Here is a 16,584-nt window from a genome sequence, read left to right on the forward strand (position 1 = left end):
TGGGCGTCGAGCGTTGGGGTAGCCGATGAACGAGTTGCTGACGCGTCGCCGGCACATCGACTTCGGTCGCCGGACGAGTACGGGCTGTCGCCCCTGACACCCCGTCTCCCGTCCCCGCGCACCCACCGGAGCAGTCGTGTCGTTCATCCGCACCTACACCAAACCGAAGGTCTTCGGCCTCACCGTGCTCGCCGCGCTCGTCCTGGGCGCGCTCACGGGCTACCTCGCCCAGGCGACCGACCAGGCGTGGCTCACCACCACCCTGAGCCAGATCGGTGACGTGTTCACCAGCCTGTTGCAGTTCACCGTCATCCCGCTGGTGTTCACCGCGATCGTCGTGGGCATCACGAGCCTGCGCCGCCTGGGCACGAACCGCGCCGCGCGGCTCGGCGGCAAGACGCTGCTGTGGTTCGCCATCACGTCCCTGATCTCGGTGTCCATCGGCCTGGCCATCGCGTTGATCTTCAGCCCCGGTTCGGGGGTGCAGGTCCAGCCGTCGGAGGCGGCGGTGGAGCGGCTCGCGGCCCGCGACCCCGGCTCGTGGAGCACGCTGCTGGAGACGCTGGTCCCGAGCAACCTGTTCGCCGCCTTCACCGAGGGCGAGGTGCTCCAGGTCGTGTTCATCTCGGTGCTGGTCGGCTTCGCCGCCTTCGCCCTCGGCGACCGGGCCGAGCCGTTCGTCAACCTCACCCGGTCGGTGTTCGACCTGATCCAGAAGGTCGTCGGCTGGATCGTGCTGCTCGCGCCGATCGGCGTGTTCGGCCTGATCGGCACCGCGTTCGCCACCTACGGCAACTCGTTCGTCCGCCCGCTGTTCTCGCTGATCGCGTCCGTGTACGGCGGAACGCTGCTGGTGCTGTTCGTGGTGTACCCGGTGCTGCTGCGGTTCGTGGGCCGGGTCAGCCCGGTGACGTTCTTCGGCAAGGCGTGGACGGCCATCCAGTTCGCGTTCGTGTCCCGCTCGTCGGGCGCCACGCTGCCGCTGAGCCGGCAGACCGCCGCCAACCTCGGAGTGGACCAGGACTACGCGTCGTTCGCCGTGCCGCTGGGCACCACGACCAAGATGGACGGCTGCGCCGCGGTGTACCCGGCGATCGCGACGGTGTTCATCGCGAACCTGTTCGGCGTCGAGCTGGGCCTCTGGCAGTACGCGGCGATCATCGCGGTGGCCGTGTTCGGCTCCCTGGCGACCGCGGGCACCACGGGCTGGTTCACCATGCTGACGCTGACCCTGGGCGCGGTGAACATGCCGCCGGAGGTCATCGCCACCGGCGTCGCGGTCGTCTACGCCATCGACCCGATCCTGGACATGGTCCGCACCGCGACCAACGTCGCCGGCCAGATCACCGTCCCGGTCCTGGTGGCGCGCACCGAGGGCCTGCTCGACGACGAGGTCCTCAACGCCCCCAGCGAGCCGCCCCTCCTGTCCACCACCCCCCGCACCCCCGTCCCAGCCTGACCCAACCCCTCAACTCACCAGCCCTGAACGTACGACTCACCCAACCTGAACGTACGACTCACGCGACCTGAACGTACGACTCGCGCGGCGCGAGTGTTCGACACGTGCGCGAGTCGTACGTTCAGGACCACCGTGTCGTACGTTCAGGACCCCCGAGTTCACCGTTCAGGACGACACGGCTCAGCCGCCGCACGGGCCGAGGTCGGCGGCGTCCGGCACGACCGCCGGCCAGCCGGGCAACAGCTCGGGCGCCTCGACCACCGCCGTGCAGCCCAGCTCGTCACCCCCGTCCACCAGCGAGAACACCTGCGCGAACCGCTCCGCGCAGTCCACCCCCGCCGGGCACTCGCGCTGCACCGCCACTACGTCGGCCACCGCGTCCCGGTTCACGTCGTGCAGCCCCAGGTGCCCCCCGCTCGACACGTAGGGCACCTGCGCCCGAGACCACGCCCCCGACCGGCGCACGAGCACCTCCCCGCGCACCTCCGACCCGACCTCGCCGCGCACCAGGCACACCCCGACCTCGGCGTCCACGCACTGGAGCGACCGCTCGGTGATCTCCGCCCCGGACGCGGCGATGGTCAACTCGAAGACGTTCGGCCCCGACGCCCCCGACGCCCGGATCCGCCCCACCCCCGAACCCACCAGCAGCGCCACCGAGTCGGGCCCGACCCGCTGCTCCACCACCGGGCGGCACGCCTCCGCACCGCACCTCAGCTCGTCCCGGGGCGGCTCCGAACCGGTCGCCGCGGGCGATCCCGGGCGCGTCGACCACGCGAACGCCAGGCCCGCGACCGTGGTGACCACGGCCAGGCAGGCGACCAGGAGCACAGCTGCGGGTGGACGCGTCACGGTCGCCGATTGTTTCACCGAAGCGTGAGCTGTCTCTCGGCCACCGCGTACTGCCGGGTCACTAAACTCCCCCTCCATTGCCGCTCCATGTCCAGCGTTGCAGGAGGTAGGACGTCGTGTCGCTGCGCAAGGTCCTCGTCGCCAACCGCGGTGAGATCGCCGTCCGGGTCATCCGCGCCTGCCGGGACGCCGGTCTGGCCAGCGTTGCCGTGTACGCCGATCCGGACCGCGACGCCCCGTTCGCGCGGCTCGCCGACGAGTCGTTCGCCCTCGGCGGCAGCACCCCCGGCGAGAGCTACCTCTCGGTGGACAAGCTGCTGGACGTGGCCAAGCGGTCGGGCGCCGACTCGGTGCACCCCGGCTACGGCTTCCTGTCCGAGAACGCCGACTTCGCGCAGGCCGTCCTGGACGCGGGCCTGACCTGGATCGGGCCGACCCCGCAGGCCATCCGCGACCTCGGCGACAAGGTCACCGCCCGGCACATCGCCACGCGCGCGGGCGCGCCGCTGGTGCCCGGCACCAAGGACCCGGTCGGCGGCCCGGACGAGGTCGTGGCGTTCGCGCGGGAGCACGGCCTGCCGGTCGCGATCAAGGCGGCGTTCGGCGGCGGCGGCCGCGGCCTGAAGGTCGCCCGCACGCTGGAGGAGATCCCGGAGCTGTTCGACAGCGCGGTGCGCGAGGCCGTCACCGCGTTCGGCCGCGGCGAGTGCTTCGTCGAGCGCTACCTGGACCAGCCCCGCCACGTCGAGGCCCAGGTCCTGGCCGACCAGCACGGCAACGTCGTCGTCGTCGGCACGCGCGACTGCTCGCTCCAGCGCCGGCACCAGAAGCTGGTCGAGGAGGCCCCCGCGCCGTTCCTGACCGACGAGCAGCGCGCGGCGATCCACACCTCCGCGCGGGCCATCTGCAAGGAGGCCGGCTACCACGGCGCGGGCACCGTCGAGTACCTGGTGGCCCTGGACGGCACGATCTCCTTCCTGGAGGTCAACACCCGCCTCCAGGTCGAGCACCCGGTCAGCGAGGAGACCGCGGGCGTCGACCTGGTGCGCGAGCAGTTCCGGATCGCCGCGGGCGAGCCGCTGCGGTTCACCGAGGACCCGACCCCGCGCGGCCACTCGATCGAGTTCCGCATCAACGGCGAGGACGCGGGCCGCAACTTCCTGCCCGCCCCCGGCACCGTGACCACGTTCACCGCGCCGTCCGGCCCGGGTGTCCGGGTCGACGCGGGCGTGGAGAGCGGCACGGTCATCGGCGGCCAGTTCGACTCCCTGCTGGCCAAGCTGATCGTCACCGGCGAGGACCGCGCGCAGGCCCTGGAGCGCGCCCGCCGCGCCCTGGACGAGATGGTCGTCGAGGGCATGGCCACCGTGCTGCCGTTCCACCGCGCGGTCGTGCGCGACCCGGCGTTCGTCGGCTCCGACGCGGGCTTCAGCGTGCACACCCGGTGGATCGAGACCGAGTTCGACAACACCATCGCCCCGTTCACCGGCGGCGCGGAGGCCGAGGAGGCCGAGGCGCGGCAGACCGTCGTGGTCGAGGTCGGCGGCCGGCGGCTGGAGGTCTCGCTGCCCGGTGACCTGGCGATCTCCGGTGGGGGCGGCGCGCAGGCGGGCGCCAGGGCCAAGCCGCGCAAGCGCGCGGGCGGCGGGTCCGGCGCGGCCGTGTCCGGCGACGCGGTGACCGCGCCGATGCAGGGCACGATCGTGAAGGTCGCGGTGGAGGACGGCCGGCAGGTCGAGGCGGGCGAACTGCTCCTCGTGCTGGAGGCCATGAAGATGGAGAACCCGGTCACCGCGCACAAGGCCGGCGTGGTCACCGGCCTGGCCGCCGAGCCGGGCGCGACCGTCACCCAGGGCACGGTCCTGTGCGAGATCAAGGAATAGGCTCGGTGGGGTGAGCGAGCGGGAGATCCGGATCGGCGACGCGGAACGCGAGCACGCCCTCGAACTGCTCGGCGCGCACCTCGGGCAGGGGCGGCTGACGGTGGACGAGTTCGGCGAGCGCTCCGCCCGCGTCGCCACCGCGAGGACGCGCGGCGACCTGCTGGTCCTGTTCGCGGACCTGCCCGCGCCGCGGCCGGAGTTCAGCCGGGTCGCCCCGCTGCCGCCGGCGGACCGGCCGGGCCGCGCCGCCCTGTTCTCCCCGAAGGTGTCCGGGGTGCTGCTGCCCGCGGCGATCGCGCTGTCGGTGGTGCTGTTCCTGGTGTCGCGGTTCAACCCCTACGTCTTCCTGATCATCCCGGTGGTGCTGGTGATCGCCGGCCGGATGGGCAACCGGTGAGCGCGCCGTCGCTGCTGCTGCTCGACCTGGACGGCGTGCTGCGGCGGTTCGGGTCGGACGCGCCGCTGGAGGACCGGTTCGGGCTGCCGCGCGGGACGCTGGCGCGGGTGTCGCACCCCCTGTCCCGGCCCGCGGTCGTGGGCGAGGTCACCGACGAGCGGTGGCGCGCGACCGTGCGGGACCAGCTGGTCCGCGACGGCGTCCCGGCGGACCGGGCCGAGGGGGCGGTGGCCGCGTGGACGCGGGCCGGCGAGGTGATCCCCGAGGCGCTGGAGCTGGTGCGGCGGGTGCGGGAGCGGTGCCGGGTGGCGCTGCTGTCCAACGCCACCGACCGGCTGCCGCGCGACCTGGCGGAGCTGGGCCTGGACCGCGAGGTGGACGCGGTGGTGACCTCGGCGCGGCTCGGGGTGGCCAAGCCGTCGCCCGAGGCGTTCCGGCGGGCCCTGCGGGTGCTCCAGCACTCGGCCTCGGGCACGCTGTTCTGCGACGACCGGGCCGAGAACGCCGCGGCCGCCCGGACCGTCGGCATCGACGCGGTGCACACGCCGGACCTCCCCGCCCTGCACCGCGCCCTGTCCTCGCGCGGCCTGCTCGACGGCGGGACCACCGGTCCGGTCGACGGCCCCGGCGGCGCGCTGCTGGTGGTGCTGCACGACCGCGGGGACGCGGAGGAGGCGGCGCGGGAGCTGGCGGACGCCGGGTGGTCGCCGTGCGCGGTGCACCGGGACCTGCTGGCCGGCGAGGACGACGCCGAGGACGCCGACTGGGTCGTGGAGCTGGTCACCGGGCCCGACGACCAGCCGGCCGCGGCGCACCGCGGGCTGCTCGAAGAGCTGGCCGCCCGCTACGACGGGTTCGTCACGGACTAGTCTGCGCGGCCATGGAGGCCGTGGAGATCAACGCGGGTGAGTTCTACCTGCGGCAACTGCGCGCCGACGACCGCGTCGACGACCGGGCGGCGTTGGTGGGCGGCGGTCTCTGCCCCGACCCGGACGCGGCCGGCGCGCACATCGCCGAACGCGCGCGGCGCTGGCACGCCGACGAGAGCTGCTCCTGGGCGGTGTGCGACCAGCTCACCGGCGTCGCGGTCGGCCAGGTCGAGCTGGCGATGACGGGCGAGCTGACCTGCTGGACCACCCCCGAACTGCGCGGTCGGGGCGTCGCCACCCACGCGGTGGCCGCCGTGCTGCGGTTCGGGTTCGGGTTCCTCGACCTCGACCGGATCACCGCCCGGCCACCGGACGACCCGGACGACGCGGTCTCCGCGGCGCGCCGGGTGGCGGTGAAGTGCGGATTCGTCACAGAGGGTCCACATCCCGTGTGGACACGGCTACGGTAGGTGCTCATGAGGGCCGCTCGCGTGATCATCGCCACGTTGTGCGCGTTGACGATCTGCGCTTGCACGCCCTTACCCGAGAAGACCGCGGACGGCCGGTCCGAGGAGCACGACATCGCCTCCGCGACCACCGCGCCGTCCCTGCCGCCCAGACCCCGTGAGGTCCGGCTGGACGGCCTGGACCCGTGCGGGGTGCTGCCGGAGGAGCAGCGGCTGCTGCTGAGCCTCGACCACCCGCCGAACCCGTACGTGGAGTCGGGCTTCGGCAACGCGAAGGCGTGCACGATGCGCAGCGGCATCAGCGGGAACGTGGCGCGGCTCGCCCTCGTCACAGCTGAGGGAGTCGGTGTGTGGCTCGACGAGAACGCCCAGGTGGACGCCCGGCCGACGACGGTGGGCGGATTCCCGGGACTGATCGTCCGCACACCGGGTATGGACCAGGTGTGCAACGTCGAGGTGGACGTGGCGGAAGGGCAGTTCCTGGACGTCATGTTCCGCGACGGCGGGAATGAAACGAAAGCGACGCAGGAGACGCTATGCCTGGGGGCGCAACGGGTGGCCGAGGCGGCGATCGCCGCTTTGCTGCAACGGGGCTGACCCACGCGGGGGATGGTGCGCGCCACCTACTCCCCGTTGTCGGACCCTCTGGCTAGAGTGACCCTGCGCGACGGGAACGTGACGTGAATCGGGAAGACGGGAGGTCGTCCATGTCGTCGGAAGACCACGGGCGTGGTGCCGACACCGGCTCACCACCGCCCGTGTCGCACACCCTGAACGTGGAACCCGGTGCCATCCCCGGGCTCCGCAGCGCGTTCGCGGGCGCGCTCACCAAGCTGGACCAGCAGATCGAGCTCGCGATCACCGAGATCAGGGTGCGGCCCTGGGCGGGTGACCCGGTGAGCCAGGACGCCGCCGAGCAGTTCAACGAGCGGTCCCTGGAGTCGGGCGACTCGGCGCTGGCCGCGCTCCAGAACTACCAGCAGCAGCTCAAGTCGGCCATGGACGCGTTGAACCTGGTCGAGCGCCAGTACCAGTCCATCGAAGACGACAACACCGGGTTGATGGGACAGCAGGGCGGCCGCTGAGCACCCGGCGCAGGCAAGGGGAATCTTCATGCCCGATGGACACCGCTGGAGCGGGTACAGCCACGAAGAGCTGTACCGGCAGATCAACTCCGGTCCGGGACCGGGGGCCTCGCACACCTCGGTGGCGCGCTGGGTCGGCGTCTCGTCGGCGTTGGCGGAGATCAACGCCGAGCTGCACGCGGGCGTCCTGCGCTCCGGCGCCAGGTGGGAGGGCACCGCGGCCGACCAGGCCCGGCACGGCATCAACCCGCTGGCCGCGTGGGCGGACGAGGCGCGCACCGGCGCCGAGATGATGCGCACGTCGGCGGAGCTCCAGGCCGACCACATCGCCAAGGCGCGGGCCGACATGCCCGCGCCCGTGCCGGTGACCGCGGAGAAGCCGAACCCGGTCGTCGGCCTGCTCACCGCGCTGGTCGGCGGGCAGACGGACTTCGAGAAGCAGGAGCAGGCGCAGGACGCGGCCGAGCAGCGGGCCCGCGAGGTCATGGCCACCTACGCGTCGAGCACCTCCTCGAACACCAGCACCCTCGGTCAGTTCCACCAGCCGCCGCAGCTGGTGATCAGCGCGCCGGACGTGGTGCGCAACGACGGCGCGGGCGTGCCGGGGCACGGCTGGGCCTACGGCGGGTCGCGCGGGCGCGGCGGGTACGGCGGCGGTCGGGGCAGGCCCGGTGGCCGCGGCGGGCGGGGCACGGCTCCCGCGCACCGCCCCGGCGCCACGTCGCCGGGCGGCGGCACCACCGGCACGTCCTCGTCGTCCCAGCAGCAGTCCAACACCCGGCCCTCGTCGGCCCAGGCGCCCACGACGGGCCCGACCACCGGCGCGCACGCCCCGGGCGGCGTGGTGGGCGGCACCGGCCAGGACCGCCGCAAGCAGTCCGGGTCGGCCTCGTCCTCGTCCTCCGGCGTGTCCAACGACACGACGGAGCAGCAGGGCAGCGCCGGGCAGCAGTCGATCGGCGGCCCCGAGCACCGGGTGCCCGTCGGCACGACGTCGGTCAGCTCAGCCGATTTCGGCGCGTTCGCGACGGCCAACGCCCAGCACGCGGCGACGGCGGGTCCGGGCGGTTCGGCGGGCACGATGATGGGCGCGGGCCAGGCCGGCAACAACGACACCGTGCACAAGCGGACCGTGGCGGCGGCGCCCGTCCCGGCCTCGTTCGACCCGTTCGGCGGGCTGGGCGCGGCGCGCGGCGCGGTGGAAGAGGAGGAGGACGCCACGCACGACGCGGCCGACTACCTCCGCGAGACCGACGACATCTACGGGATCGGCGGGTTCTCCCCGCCGGTCATCGGGGAGACCACCACCCGCTGATGACGACCTTCGGCCTGGACCTGGGGCTCAACGACGTGCGCGAGCCGGTGACGATCTCGGCGTTGGAGTTCGACGTGCTGTGGGAGCACCTGCGGCTGGAGACCATGCCGCTGGTGCTCAAGGTGCCGTCACCGGGCAAGACGCACGCCGAGCGCGCGGAGCTGGAGCGCCGGGCGTGGACGGACCTGGAGCGGCGGGGCCTGGGCCGACCGGTGTCCCTGGACCCCGTGCTGGAGGACCTGCTCCACCTGCTCAACCGGCCGCAGCGCGAGGTGGACGGCCGGCTGTGGCTGGGCCGCAGCGTCCGCGTCCTGGCGGCCGCCAAGGGCCAGTCGGCCGTCCTCGCGGTCCTGGACGACGACCGGCTGACCCTGCGCCCGGCCTCCAGCGAGGGCCTGCACCGCGAAGCCCTCTCGACGCTCCCCCCGCTCCCGGCCGGACCGGGCCACTCGGTGACCCTGCCCAGCGCCGACCTGGACGCCGCCGCGGCGGCCGCCGCCACCCCCGACGACCTGGTCGGCGCCCTGACCTCCCGGGGCGTCCGCCCGGACGACGCCCAGACCCTGGCCGACATGTTCCGCGACGTCTCGTCCCGGGGCCAGTTCGGCGTGGCCCACCGCGACAAGTGGGGCAAGCGGGTGCGCCCGGCCGACGTGGTCGCCTTCTTCGACACCCCCGCCGGCCGCTACCTCCAGCTCCGCCGCTCCACCCCGGGCCAACAACCGTGGTCCACCGTCTCCCCGGTGGACCACCGCCGCCTCCTGCACCACCTGGAATCCCTACCCACCCCCTGACCCCCCGCGAGTCGTACGTCCAGACCTCGCGAGTCGTACGTCCAGGCCCCCCGAGTTCAGCGTTCAGGACACCCTTCCGGGTGAACCGTGTACGGAATCGGCGTTCCGCCACTCGGTTCTGCATGATCGAACTACCGCCCGGCCTGCACGGGGTCCACCAGCGCGCGCACCTCCACCGGCAAATCGGCACCAAGGTGGTGCGCCGCGCCATCGAGGACGGTCGGCTGGTCAGCTACTGCCGCACGGTCCTCGTGCAGCGGGAGCACATGCTCACCGTGCACGCGCGTGCCGCCGCGGCTCTGCTGATGGCGGGCCCGGAGGCGGCACTCGCCGGCCACACCTCCGCCTGGCTGCACGGCTGCACCGCCGCCGAGACCAACCGCATCCACCTGGCCCTGTGCTACGAGCGCAGGGTCCTGCCGCGCCCCGACGTCGCGATCCACTACCACAACTACGACGCGGCCGACGTGGTCAAGATCGACGGCCTGCGCTGCATGGTGCTCGACCAGGCGCTCACCGACCTGCTCTGCCGTGGCCGCCGCAGCACGGCGCTGGCCTGCGCGGACCAGGCGCTCGCCGCGCTGCCGGCCGAGCAGCGGACCGAGTTCAAGACCAACCTCGCCGTGCGCCTCGCGGGTCGGCGCGACCCTCGTGGCCGACGGCAGGGCGTGTTCCTGCTGGACCTCGCCTCCGGGCTGCCCGAGTCACCGGCCGAGAGCACGCTGCTGCTGATGATCGCCGAAGCGGGCTTCCCGGTGCCCCGACCGCAGTACCCGGTGCGCGACCTGGACGACCGCGAGATCTGGCGGCTCGACTTCGCCTGGCCCGAGCAACGCCTGGCCCTGGAGTACGACGGTTACGCGGCGCACGTCGACAAAGCCGACTTCGACCGGGCCCGGGACGAGGACCTGCGACGACGTGGCTGGAAGGTGCTCCGGGCCGACGCCTCGGACCTGCGTGAGCCGACCAGGCTGTTCCGGCACCTCAGTGCCGCGCTCTCCCCGCCGCAACGCAGGAGTCGAGGGTTCCGAATGTAGAACTCGGGGGTCCTGAACGTACGACTCGCCGGGCCTGGACGTACGACTCGCGAGGTCTGGACGTACGACTCGCGCGGGGTTAGGGGCCTATGCCCTGGCAGGGGCGGGTGCGGAGGTCGGCCACGTAGTCGTCGGGAGCGCCGGCGGCCTCGGCGGCGTCGGCCACCACGCCGATGTAGCGGGCCGAGGGCAGCCCCCCCTCGTAGGCGTCCAGGACGTAGAGCCAGGCCGTGACCGAGCCCTCCAGGGTCTGGACGCGCAGGCGGATCTTCCGGTACAGACCCAGCGCCCCCTCCCAGCGGTCCAGGCGGGACTCGTCACGCGGGCTCACGTCGTAGAGGACGCAGAACACCTGCGAGTCCGGGTCCTCGACGATGGTCGCGAGCGCGCCCTCCCAGCCGAGGTCCTCGCCCCCGAACGTCAGACGCCAGCCGGCGAGCCACCCGGTCCCCGCGATCGGGGAGTACGGGGCTCGCTCCATCATCTGGTTCGGGTCCATGTTGGATCCGTACGCGGCATAGAGCGGCACGCCCACAGCCTAGCGACCTCTCGATCACCGCGAGGTACCAGAAGACCGGACGACACGCCCCGGTACCCGACCGCGTACCTTTGACACGGCTGCGAACAGCGCAGACAACCCCGGAGGAGGACGTGGCGTGACCCGCATCGTCATCATGGGCGGCGGCCCGGCAGGTTACGAGGCGGCGCTCGTCGCGGCCCAGCACGGCGCCGACGTGACCGTCGTCGAGCGCGAGGGCCCGGGTGGCGCGTGCGTGCTCTACGACTGCGTCCCGTCGAAGACGTTCATCGCCTCCGCGGGTGGGCGCAGCGCCTTCCGCAACGCCGGTGAGCTGGGCATCCGCATGGACAACACCGAGGCCGCGGTCGAGCTGCCCGCCGTCCACGGCCGGGTGAAGGGCCTGGCGCTCGCCCAGTCCGCCGACGTCCGGGCGCGGCTCCAGCGGGAGGGCGTCCGCATCGTCAACGGCAGGGCGAAGTTCTGCGACGGCGCCCGCGGCCTGGCCCAGCACGAGGTCGTCGTGCTCGTCGAGGACGGCACCAAGGAGGTCCTGCCCGCCGACGTGGTGCTCATCGCCACGGGCGCGACCCCGCGCGTGCTGCCGGGCGCCGAGCCGGACGGCGAGCGGATCCTCACCTGGCGCCAGATCTACGACCTCCCCGAGCTGCCGGAACACCTGGCCGTCATCGGTTCGGGCGTCACCGGTGTGGAGTTCGCCTCCGCCTACACGGAACTGGGCGTGAAGGTGACGATGGTCTCCTCGCGCGACCGGGTGCTCCCGCACGAGGACGCCGACGCGGCCGCCGTGCTGGAGGACGTGTTCGCCGAGCGCGGCACCGCCGTGGTCAAGCACGCCCGCGCGGACCGGGTGGAGAACGTCGGCGACGGCGTCCTGATCCACCTGGAGGACGGTCGCAGGATCGAGGCCAGCCACGCCCTGATGACGGTCGGCTCGGTCCCCAACACCAGCGACATCGGCCTGGAGAAGATCGGCATCGAGCTGGGCCGCGGCGGGTACATCCCGGTCGACCGGGTCTCGCGCACGAACATCTCCGGCGTCTACGCGGCCGGCGACTGCACCGGCCTGCTGCTGCTCGCGTCCGTGGCCGCCATGCAGGGCCGCATCGCCATGTGGCACGCGCTGGGCGAGGGCGTCAGCCCGATCAAGCTCAAGACGGTCGCCGCGAACGTGTTCACCAACCCGGAGATCGCCACCGTCGGCATCAGCCAGCAGGCCATCGACTCGGGCGAGGTGCCCGCGCGCACGATCATGCTGCCGCTGGCCACCAACCCGCGGGCCAAGATGGAGGGCCTGCGCCGCGGCTTCGTGAAGCTGTTCTGCCGCCCGGCGACCGGCGTGGTCATCGGCGGCGTGGTGGTCGCGCCGAACGCCAGCGAGCTGATCCTGCCGATCGCGCTGGCCGTGCAGAACCAGTTGACCGTGGAGGACCTGGCGACCACGTTCTCGGTCTACCCGTCGCTGACCGGGTCGATCACCGAGGCCGGCCGCCAGCTCATGCGCCACGACGACCTGGACTGACCCCGACGAGGGGGCGGTGCCCGGGAGCACCGCCCCGACGGCTCACTCCACCCAGTCGAAAGTCCTGGTCACGGCCTTCTTCCAGAGGTGGTACCGCTCGGCCCGGGTCTCCTCGTCCATCGCCGGGTCCCACTGCTTGTCCTGCGCCCAGTTCTGCCGGATGTCGTCCTCGGACGCCCAGAACCCGACCGCCAGCCCGGCCGCGTAGGCGGCGCCCAGCGCCGTGGTCTCGTTCACCACGGGCCGGATCACCGGCACGCCCAGGATGTCCGCCTGGAACTGCATCAGCAGCTCGTTGACGACCATGCCGCCGTCGACCTTCAACGAGGTCAGCGCCACCCCCGAGTCGGCGTTCATGGCGTCGATGACCTCGCGGGTCTGGAACGCCGTGGCCTCCAGCACCGCGCGCGCCAGGTGCCCCTTGTTCACGAAGCGGGTGAGCCCGACGATCGCGCCGCGCGCGTCCGAGCGCCAGTAGGGCGCGAACAGGCCGGAGAAGGCGGGCACGAAGTACGCGCCGCCGTTGTCCTCGACGGTGCGCGCGTGCTGCTCGACCTCGGCCGCGCTGGTGATCATGCCGAGGTTGTCGCGCAGCCACTGCACCAGCGACCCGGTCACCGCGATCGAGCCCTCCAGCGCGTAGACCTGCGCCTGGGAGCCGATCTTGTAGCAGACGGTGGTGAGCAGGCCGTTCTCGCTCATCACCTTCTCCGTGCCCGTGTTGAGCAGCACGAAGTTGCCGGTGCCGTAGGTGTTCTTGGCCTCGCCCGGCGACAGGCACGCCTGCCCGAACGTGGCCGCCTGCTGGTCGCCGAGGATGCCCGCGATCGGCACGCCGGCCAGCGCGCCGCGCTCCCGGACCCTGCCGTACTCCTCGGACGACGAGCGGATCTCCGGCAGCATCGACACCGGGATGCCCATGTCGGCCGCGATGCCCTCGTCCCAGCTCAGCGTGTCCAGGTCCATCAGCAGGGTGCGGGAGGCGTTGGTCGGGTCGGTGACGTGCACGCCCCCGTTCACGCCGCCGGTCATGTTCCACAGCACCCAGGTGTCCATGTTGCCGAACAGCAGGTCGCCCGCCTCGGCCTTCTCCCGCGCGCCCTCGACGTTGTCGAGTATCCAGCGCACCTTGGGACCGGAGAAGTAGGTGGCCAGCGGCAGGCCGGTCCGGGCGCGGTAGCGCTCCTGCCCGCCGCCGAGGTCGCCCAGCTCCTGGCAGATCCGGTCGGTGCGGGTGTCCTGCCACACGATCGCGTTGTGGACCGGGCGGCCGGTGGTGCGGTCCCACACCAGGGCGGTCTCGCGCTGGTTGGTGATGCCCACGGCGACGACGTCCCCGGCGGACAGGTCGGCCTTGGCCAGCGCGCCCGCCGCCACCTGGCGGGTGTTGGCCCAGATCTCGTCGGCGTCGTGCTCGACCCACCCGGCCCTGGGGAAGATCTGCTCGTGCTCCTTCTGGTCGACCGAGACCACCCGACCCGAGTGGTCGAAGATCATGCACCGGGTGGAGGTGGTGCCCTGGTCGATCGCGGCTACGTACTGCGTCATGCCGGCGTTGTCCTTTCGAACCGGTGGTGGGGTCAGACCGGGAGGGCCAGGAACAGCAGGGCGGCGAGCGCGCCGCCGATCAGCGGCCCGACCACCGGCACCCAGGCGTAGCCCCACTCGGCGCCGCCCTTGCCGCGGATGGGCAGGATCGCGTAGGCGATGCGGGGACCGAGGTCGCGCGCGGGGTTGATGGCGTACCCGGTGGGGCCGCCCAGCGAGTTGCCGATGCCGATGACGACGAACGCCACGCCCGCGTAGCCGAGGGCCGAGTTGCCGAGCTGCGGCACCCCGTCCGCGGCCTCCTTGGCGGCCGGGCTCAGCAGCACCCAGGCGACCAGCACGAACGTGCCGATGACCTCGGTGACGACGTTCCAGCCGGCCCGCGGCACGGTCGGGCCGGTGCAGAAGATGCCCCGCGTGCCGGCGGGGTCGTCGTGCGCGTCGAACTGGAGTTTGTAGGCCAGCCAGGCGAGCACGGCGCCGAGGAAGGCGCCGACCAGCTGACCGGCGAAGTAGGCGGGCACCTGGTCCCACGGGGTCTTGTCCGCGATCGCCAGGCCCAGGGTCACCGCCGGGTTGAGGTGCGCGCCGCTGGGCGCGGCGATGCTGGCGCCCGCGAACACCGCGAAGCCCCAGCCGAAGTTGATCAGGAGCCACCCGCCCGCGTTGCCGAGCGTGTCCTTCAACACGACGTTGGCGACCACGCCGGCGCCCATCAGGATCAGGACCGCGGTGCCGAGGGTCTCCCACACGAAGATCGATCCACTGCTCACCAGCCGACCTCCTGGCCTTGTCAGGAGGCAGCACTGTCCGGGTCCGGCGGCGCTGCCCACCCCACAACGTCCGGTTGACGCTAGTTCCGGGTCGATCAGTTGTCCACGGGTGGCGTACCAGCGGGTAACGTGGTCGAGTCGGTCCTGGTGTTACCGGGTACTCCTGGTCGGACCTGGTGTGCCGTCGACAACTGGGAGGCGTTCGTGGTTTCGCCCACTACGGGTCGGCTGGGGCCCGAAGACCGCTCCGGGGCCTGGGAGCGGCTGGCCGCGGAGACGTTCGACCTGGTGATCATCGGTGGCGGCGTGGTGGGCGTCGGCGCGGCCCTGGACGCCGCGACGCGCGGCCTGCGGGTGGCCCTGGTGGAGGCGCGCGACCTGGCCTCGGGCACGTCGTCGCGCTCGTCGAAGCTCTTCCACGGCGGGCTGCGCTACCTGGAGCAGCTGGAGTTCGGGCTGGTCCGCGAGGCCCTGCGGGAACGCGAGCTGATGCTCACCCGGATCGCACCCCACCTGGTCAAACCGGTGCCGTTCCTGTACCCGCTGGCGCACCGGCTGTGGGAGCGCCCGTACACGGCGGCCGGCCTGCTCATGTACGACACGATGGGCGGGGCGCGGTCCGTGCCGGGGCAGAAGCACCTGACCCGGGCCGGCGCGCTGCGGCTCGTGCCCGCGCTGAAGCCGGACGCCCTGGTCGGCGGCATCCGCTACTACGACGCGCAGGCCGACGACGCGCGGCACACCATGATGGTCGGCCGGACGGCGGCCCACTACGGGGCGGTCGTGCGGACGTCGACGCAGGTCGTCGGCTTCCTGCGGGAGGCGGACCGCGTGTCGGGCGTGCGGGTGCGCGACGTGGAGGACGGGCGCGAGGTCGACGTGCAGGCCCACGCGGTGATCAACGCGACCGGCGTGTGGACCGACGAGCTCCAGCGGCTGTCCGGTTCGCGCGGCAGGTTCCGGGTGCGGGCGTCCAAGGGCGTGCACATCGTGGTGCCGAGGGACCGGATCGTGGCGGAGGCCGGGCTGATCCTGCGCACGGAGAAGTCCGTGCTGTTCGTGATCCCCTGGCGCAACCACTGGATCGTGGGCACCACCGACACGGACTGGAACCTGGACCTGGCCCACCCGGCGGCCACGCACGCGGACATCGACTACATCCTCACGAACGTCAACTCGGTGCTGGCCACCCCGCTGACGCACGAGGACATCGAAGGCGTGTACGCCGGCCTGCGCCCGCTGCTGGCCGGGGAGAGCGAGTCGACCTCGAAGCTGTCCAGGGAACACGCCGTGGCCCGCGTGGCACCGGGCCTGGTCGCGATCGCCGGCGGCAAGTACACGACGTACCGCGTGATGGGCGCGGACGCCGTGGACGCCGCAGGAGTCGACCTGCCGGGCCGCCTCCAACCGTCCATCACGGACAAGGTCCCCCTGGTGGGCGCGGACGGTTACCACGCGTTGGTGAACCAGGCAGACCAACTCGCCACCAGGTACGGATTGCACCCCTACCGAGTGAGGCACCTGCTGGACCGCTACGGATCACTGGTGCACGAGGTCCTGGGATCAGCAGACCCGGACCTCCTCAAACCCGTACCGGCCGCCCCCGACTACCTCCAGGTCGAGGTCGTCTACGCCGCGTCGCACGAGGGTGCCCTGCACCTGGAGGACGTGCTGACCCGCCGAACCCGCATCTCGATCGAATACCCCCACCGGGGCACCGAGTGCGCCGAACCGGTAGCCCGCCTGATGGCCGGCGTCCTCGGCTGGGACGAGGAGCGGACAACCCACGAGGTAGCCGTCTACACGGCCCGGGTCGAGGCGGAACGGGCCTCACAGGCCGAACCGGACGACCACGCGGCGGACGCGGTGCGAGCGGCGGCCCCCGAGGTACGACCCGAACTCACGGAACCGGTGAGCTGACACCCACAACAGGGCACGCGGCCTCCGAACGCGCCCTGAAGACGTCCTGAACGCTGAACTCACCGGTCCCGAACGTACGACACGCCCGACCTGAACGTACGACACGCGCGTCCCCAACGTACGAC

Annotated in this window: 16 protein-coding genes; 12 read left to right on the plus strand and 4 right to left on the minus strand. The window is 72.5% G+C overall.

The features are described 5' to 3' along the window. Positions 1-136 precede the first annotated feature (136 nt). Positions 137-1,459 carry a dicarboxylate/amino acid:cation symporter gene (locus tag ACFP3R_RS09350; RefSeq protein ID WP_380634696.1) on the plus strand — a complete coding sequence of 441 codons (1,323 nt, stop codon included), beginning with the start codon at positions 137-139 and terminating at the stop codon, positions 1,457-1,459. Between the two features lie 180 nt (positions 1,460-1,639). Here ACFP3R_RS09350 and ACFP3R_RS09355 read toward each other — a convergent pair whose 3' ends face one another. Continuing rightward, on the minus strand, positions 1,640-2,311 hold the full coding sequence (locus ACFP3R_RS09355; RefSeq protein ID WP_380634698.1) for a hypothetical protein: 672 nt from the start codon (positions 2,309-2,311) through the stop codon (positions 1,640-1,642). Positions 2,312-2,427: 116 nt separating this feature from the next. Here ACFP3R_RS09355 and ACFP3R_RS09360 point away from each other — a divergent pair, with 116 nt between their 5' ends. The 9 genes from ACFP3R_RS09360 (at position 2,428) to ACFP3R_RS09400 (ending at position 10,158) form a co-directional block, all read left to right on the plus strand. Further along, complete coding sequence (locus ACFP3R_RS09360; protein ID WP_380634700.1) at positions 2,428-4,194, plus strand: acetyl/propionyl/methylcrotonyl-CoA carboxylase subunit alpha; 1,767 nt, start codon at positions 2,428-2,430, stop codon at positions 4,192-4,194. 10 nt (positions 4,195-4,204) lie between these two features. Beyond that, the gene (locus tag ACFP3R_RS09365) at positions 4,205-4,591 is read left to right on the plus strand and encodes a DUF1707 SHOCT-like domain-containing protein (RefSeq protein WP_380634702.1); all 387 of its coding nucleotides are present in this window, start codon (positions 4,205-4,207) and stop codon (positions 4,589-4,591) included. Next, entirely contained in the window at positions 4,588-5,460 is an 873-nt protein-coding gene (locus ACFP3R_RS09370) for an HAD family hydrolase (RefSeq protein WP_380634704.1), read from the plus strand. The genes ACFP3R_RS09365 and ACFP3R_RS09370 overlap by 4 nt, the downstream gene beginning before the upstream one ends. 11 nt (positions 5,461-5,471) lie before the next feature. Then, positions 5,472-5,930: a GNAT family N-acetyltransferase gene (locus ACFP3R_RS09375; RefSeq protein WP_380634706.1), complete on the plus strand. Its 459-nt coding sequence runs from the start codon at positions 5,472-5,474 to the stop codon at positions 5,928-5,930. Positions 5,931-5,936: 6 nt separating this feature from the next. Beyond that, on the plus strand, positions 5,937-6,524 hold the full coding sequence (locus ACFP3R_RS09380; RefSeq protein WP_380634708.1) for a DUF3558 domain-containing protein: 588 nt from the start codon (positions 5,937-5,939) through the stop codon (positions 6,522-6,524). A 110-nt stretch (positions 6,525-6,634) separates the two neighbouring features. Beyond that, the gene (locus ACFP3R_RS09385) at positions 6,635-7,012 is read left to right on the plus strand and encodes a transcriptional regulator (RefSeq protein WP_380634710.1); all 378 of its coding nucleotides are present in this window, start codon (positions 6,635-6,637) and stop codon (positions 7,010-7,012) included. A 28-nt stretch (positions 7,013-7,040) separates the two neighbouring features. Beyond that, a complete protein-coding gene (locus ACFP3R_RS09390) occupies positions 7,041-8,327 on the plus strand; it encodes a PPE domain-containing protein (RefSeq protein WP_380634712.1) in 1,287 nt (428 codons plus the stop codon). Next, entirely contained in the window at positions 8,327-9,121 is a 795-nt protein-coding gene (locus tag ACFP3R_RS09395; RefSeq protein WP_380634714.1) for an ESX secretion-associated protein EspG, read from the plus strand. Before ACFP3R_RS09390 ends, ACFP3R_RS09395 begins: the two co-directional genes overlap by 1 nt. A gap of 122 nt (positions 9,122-9,243) precedes the next feature. Continuing rightward, a complete protein-coding gene (locus ACFP3R_RS09400; RefSeq protein WP_380634715.1) occupies positions 9,244-10,158 on the plus strand; it encodes an endonuclease domain-containing protein in 915 nt (304 codons plus the stop codon). Positions 10,159-10,237: 79 nt separating this feature from the next. On the opposite strand, the gene ACFP3R_RS09405 is transcribed toward ACFP3R_RS09400, so the two are convergent. Next, the gene (locus ACFP3R_RS09405; RefSeq protein ID WP_380634717.1) at positions 10,238-10,687 is read right to left on the minus strand and encodes a gamma-glutamylcyclotransferase family protein; all 450 of its coding nucleotides are present in this window, start codon (positions 10,685-10,687) and stop codon (positions 10,238-10,240) included. 127 nt (positions 10,688-10,814) lie between these two features. On the opposite strand from ACFP3R_RS09405, the gene ACFP3R_RS09410 reads away from it, so the two are divergent. Further along, positions 10,815-12,218 (plus strand): NAD(P)H-quinone dehydrogenase, encoded by a 1,404-nt coding sequence (locus ACFP3R_RS09410; protein WP_380634718.1) that lies wholly within the window; start codon positions 10,815-10,817, stop codon positions 12,216-12,218. 42 nt (positions 12,219-12,260) lie between these two features. On the opposite strand, the gene glpK is transcribed toward ACFP3R_RS09410, so the two are convergent. Together glpK and ACFP3R_RS09420 are read right to left on the minus strand one after the other, a co-directional pair. After that, positions 12,261-13,766, minus strand: a complete 1,506-nt coding sequence (gene glpK, locus ACFP3R_RS09415; protein WP_380634720.1) for a glycerol kinase GlpK — start codon at positions 13,764-13,766, stop codon at positions 12,261-12,263. Between the two features lie 32 nt (positions 13,767-13,798). Next, complete coding sequence (locus ACFP3R_RS09420) at positions 13,799-14,539, minus strand: MIP/aquaporin family protein (RefSeq protein WP_380634721.1); 741 nt, start codon at positions 14,537-14,539, stop codon at positions 13,799-13,801. 204 nt (positions 14,540-14,743) lie between these two features. On the opposite strand from ACFP3R_RS09420, the gene ACFP3R_RS09425 reads away from it, so the two are divergent. Then, a complete protein-coding gene (locus ACFP3R_RS09425; RefSeq protein WP_380634722.1) occupies positions 14,744-16,459 on the plus strand; it encodes a glycerol-3-phosphate dehydrogenase/oxidase in 1,716 nt (571 codons plus the stop codon). Positions 16,460-16,584: the final 125 nt, after the last annotated feature.

The organism is Saccharothrix lopnurensis (assembly GCF_042658445.1).
Taxonomy (GTDB): domain Bacteria; phylum Actinomycetota; class Actinomycetes; order Mycobacteriales; family Pseudonocardiaceae; genus Actinosynnema; species Actinosynnema lopnurensis.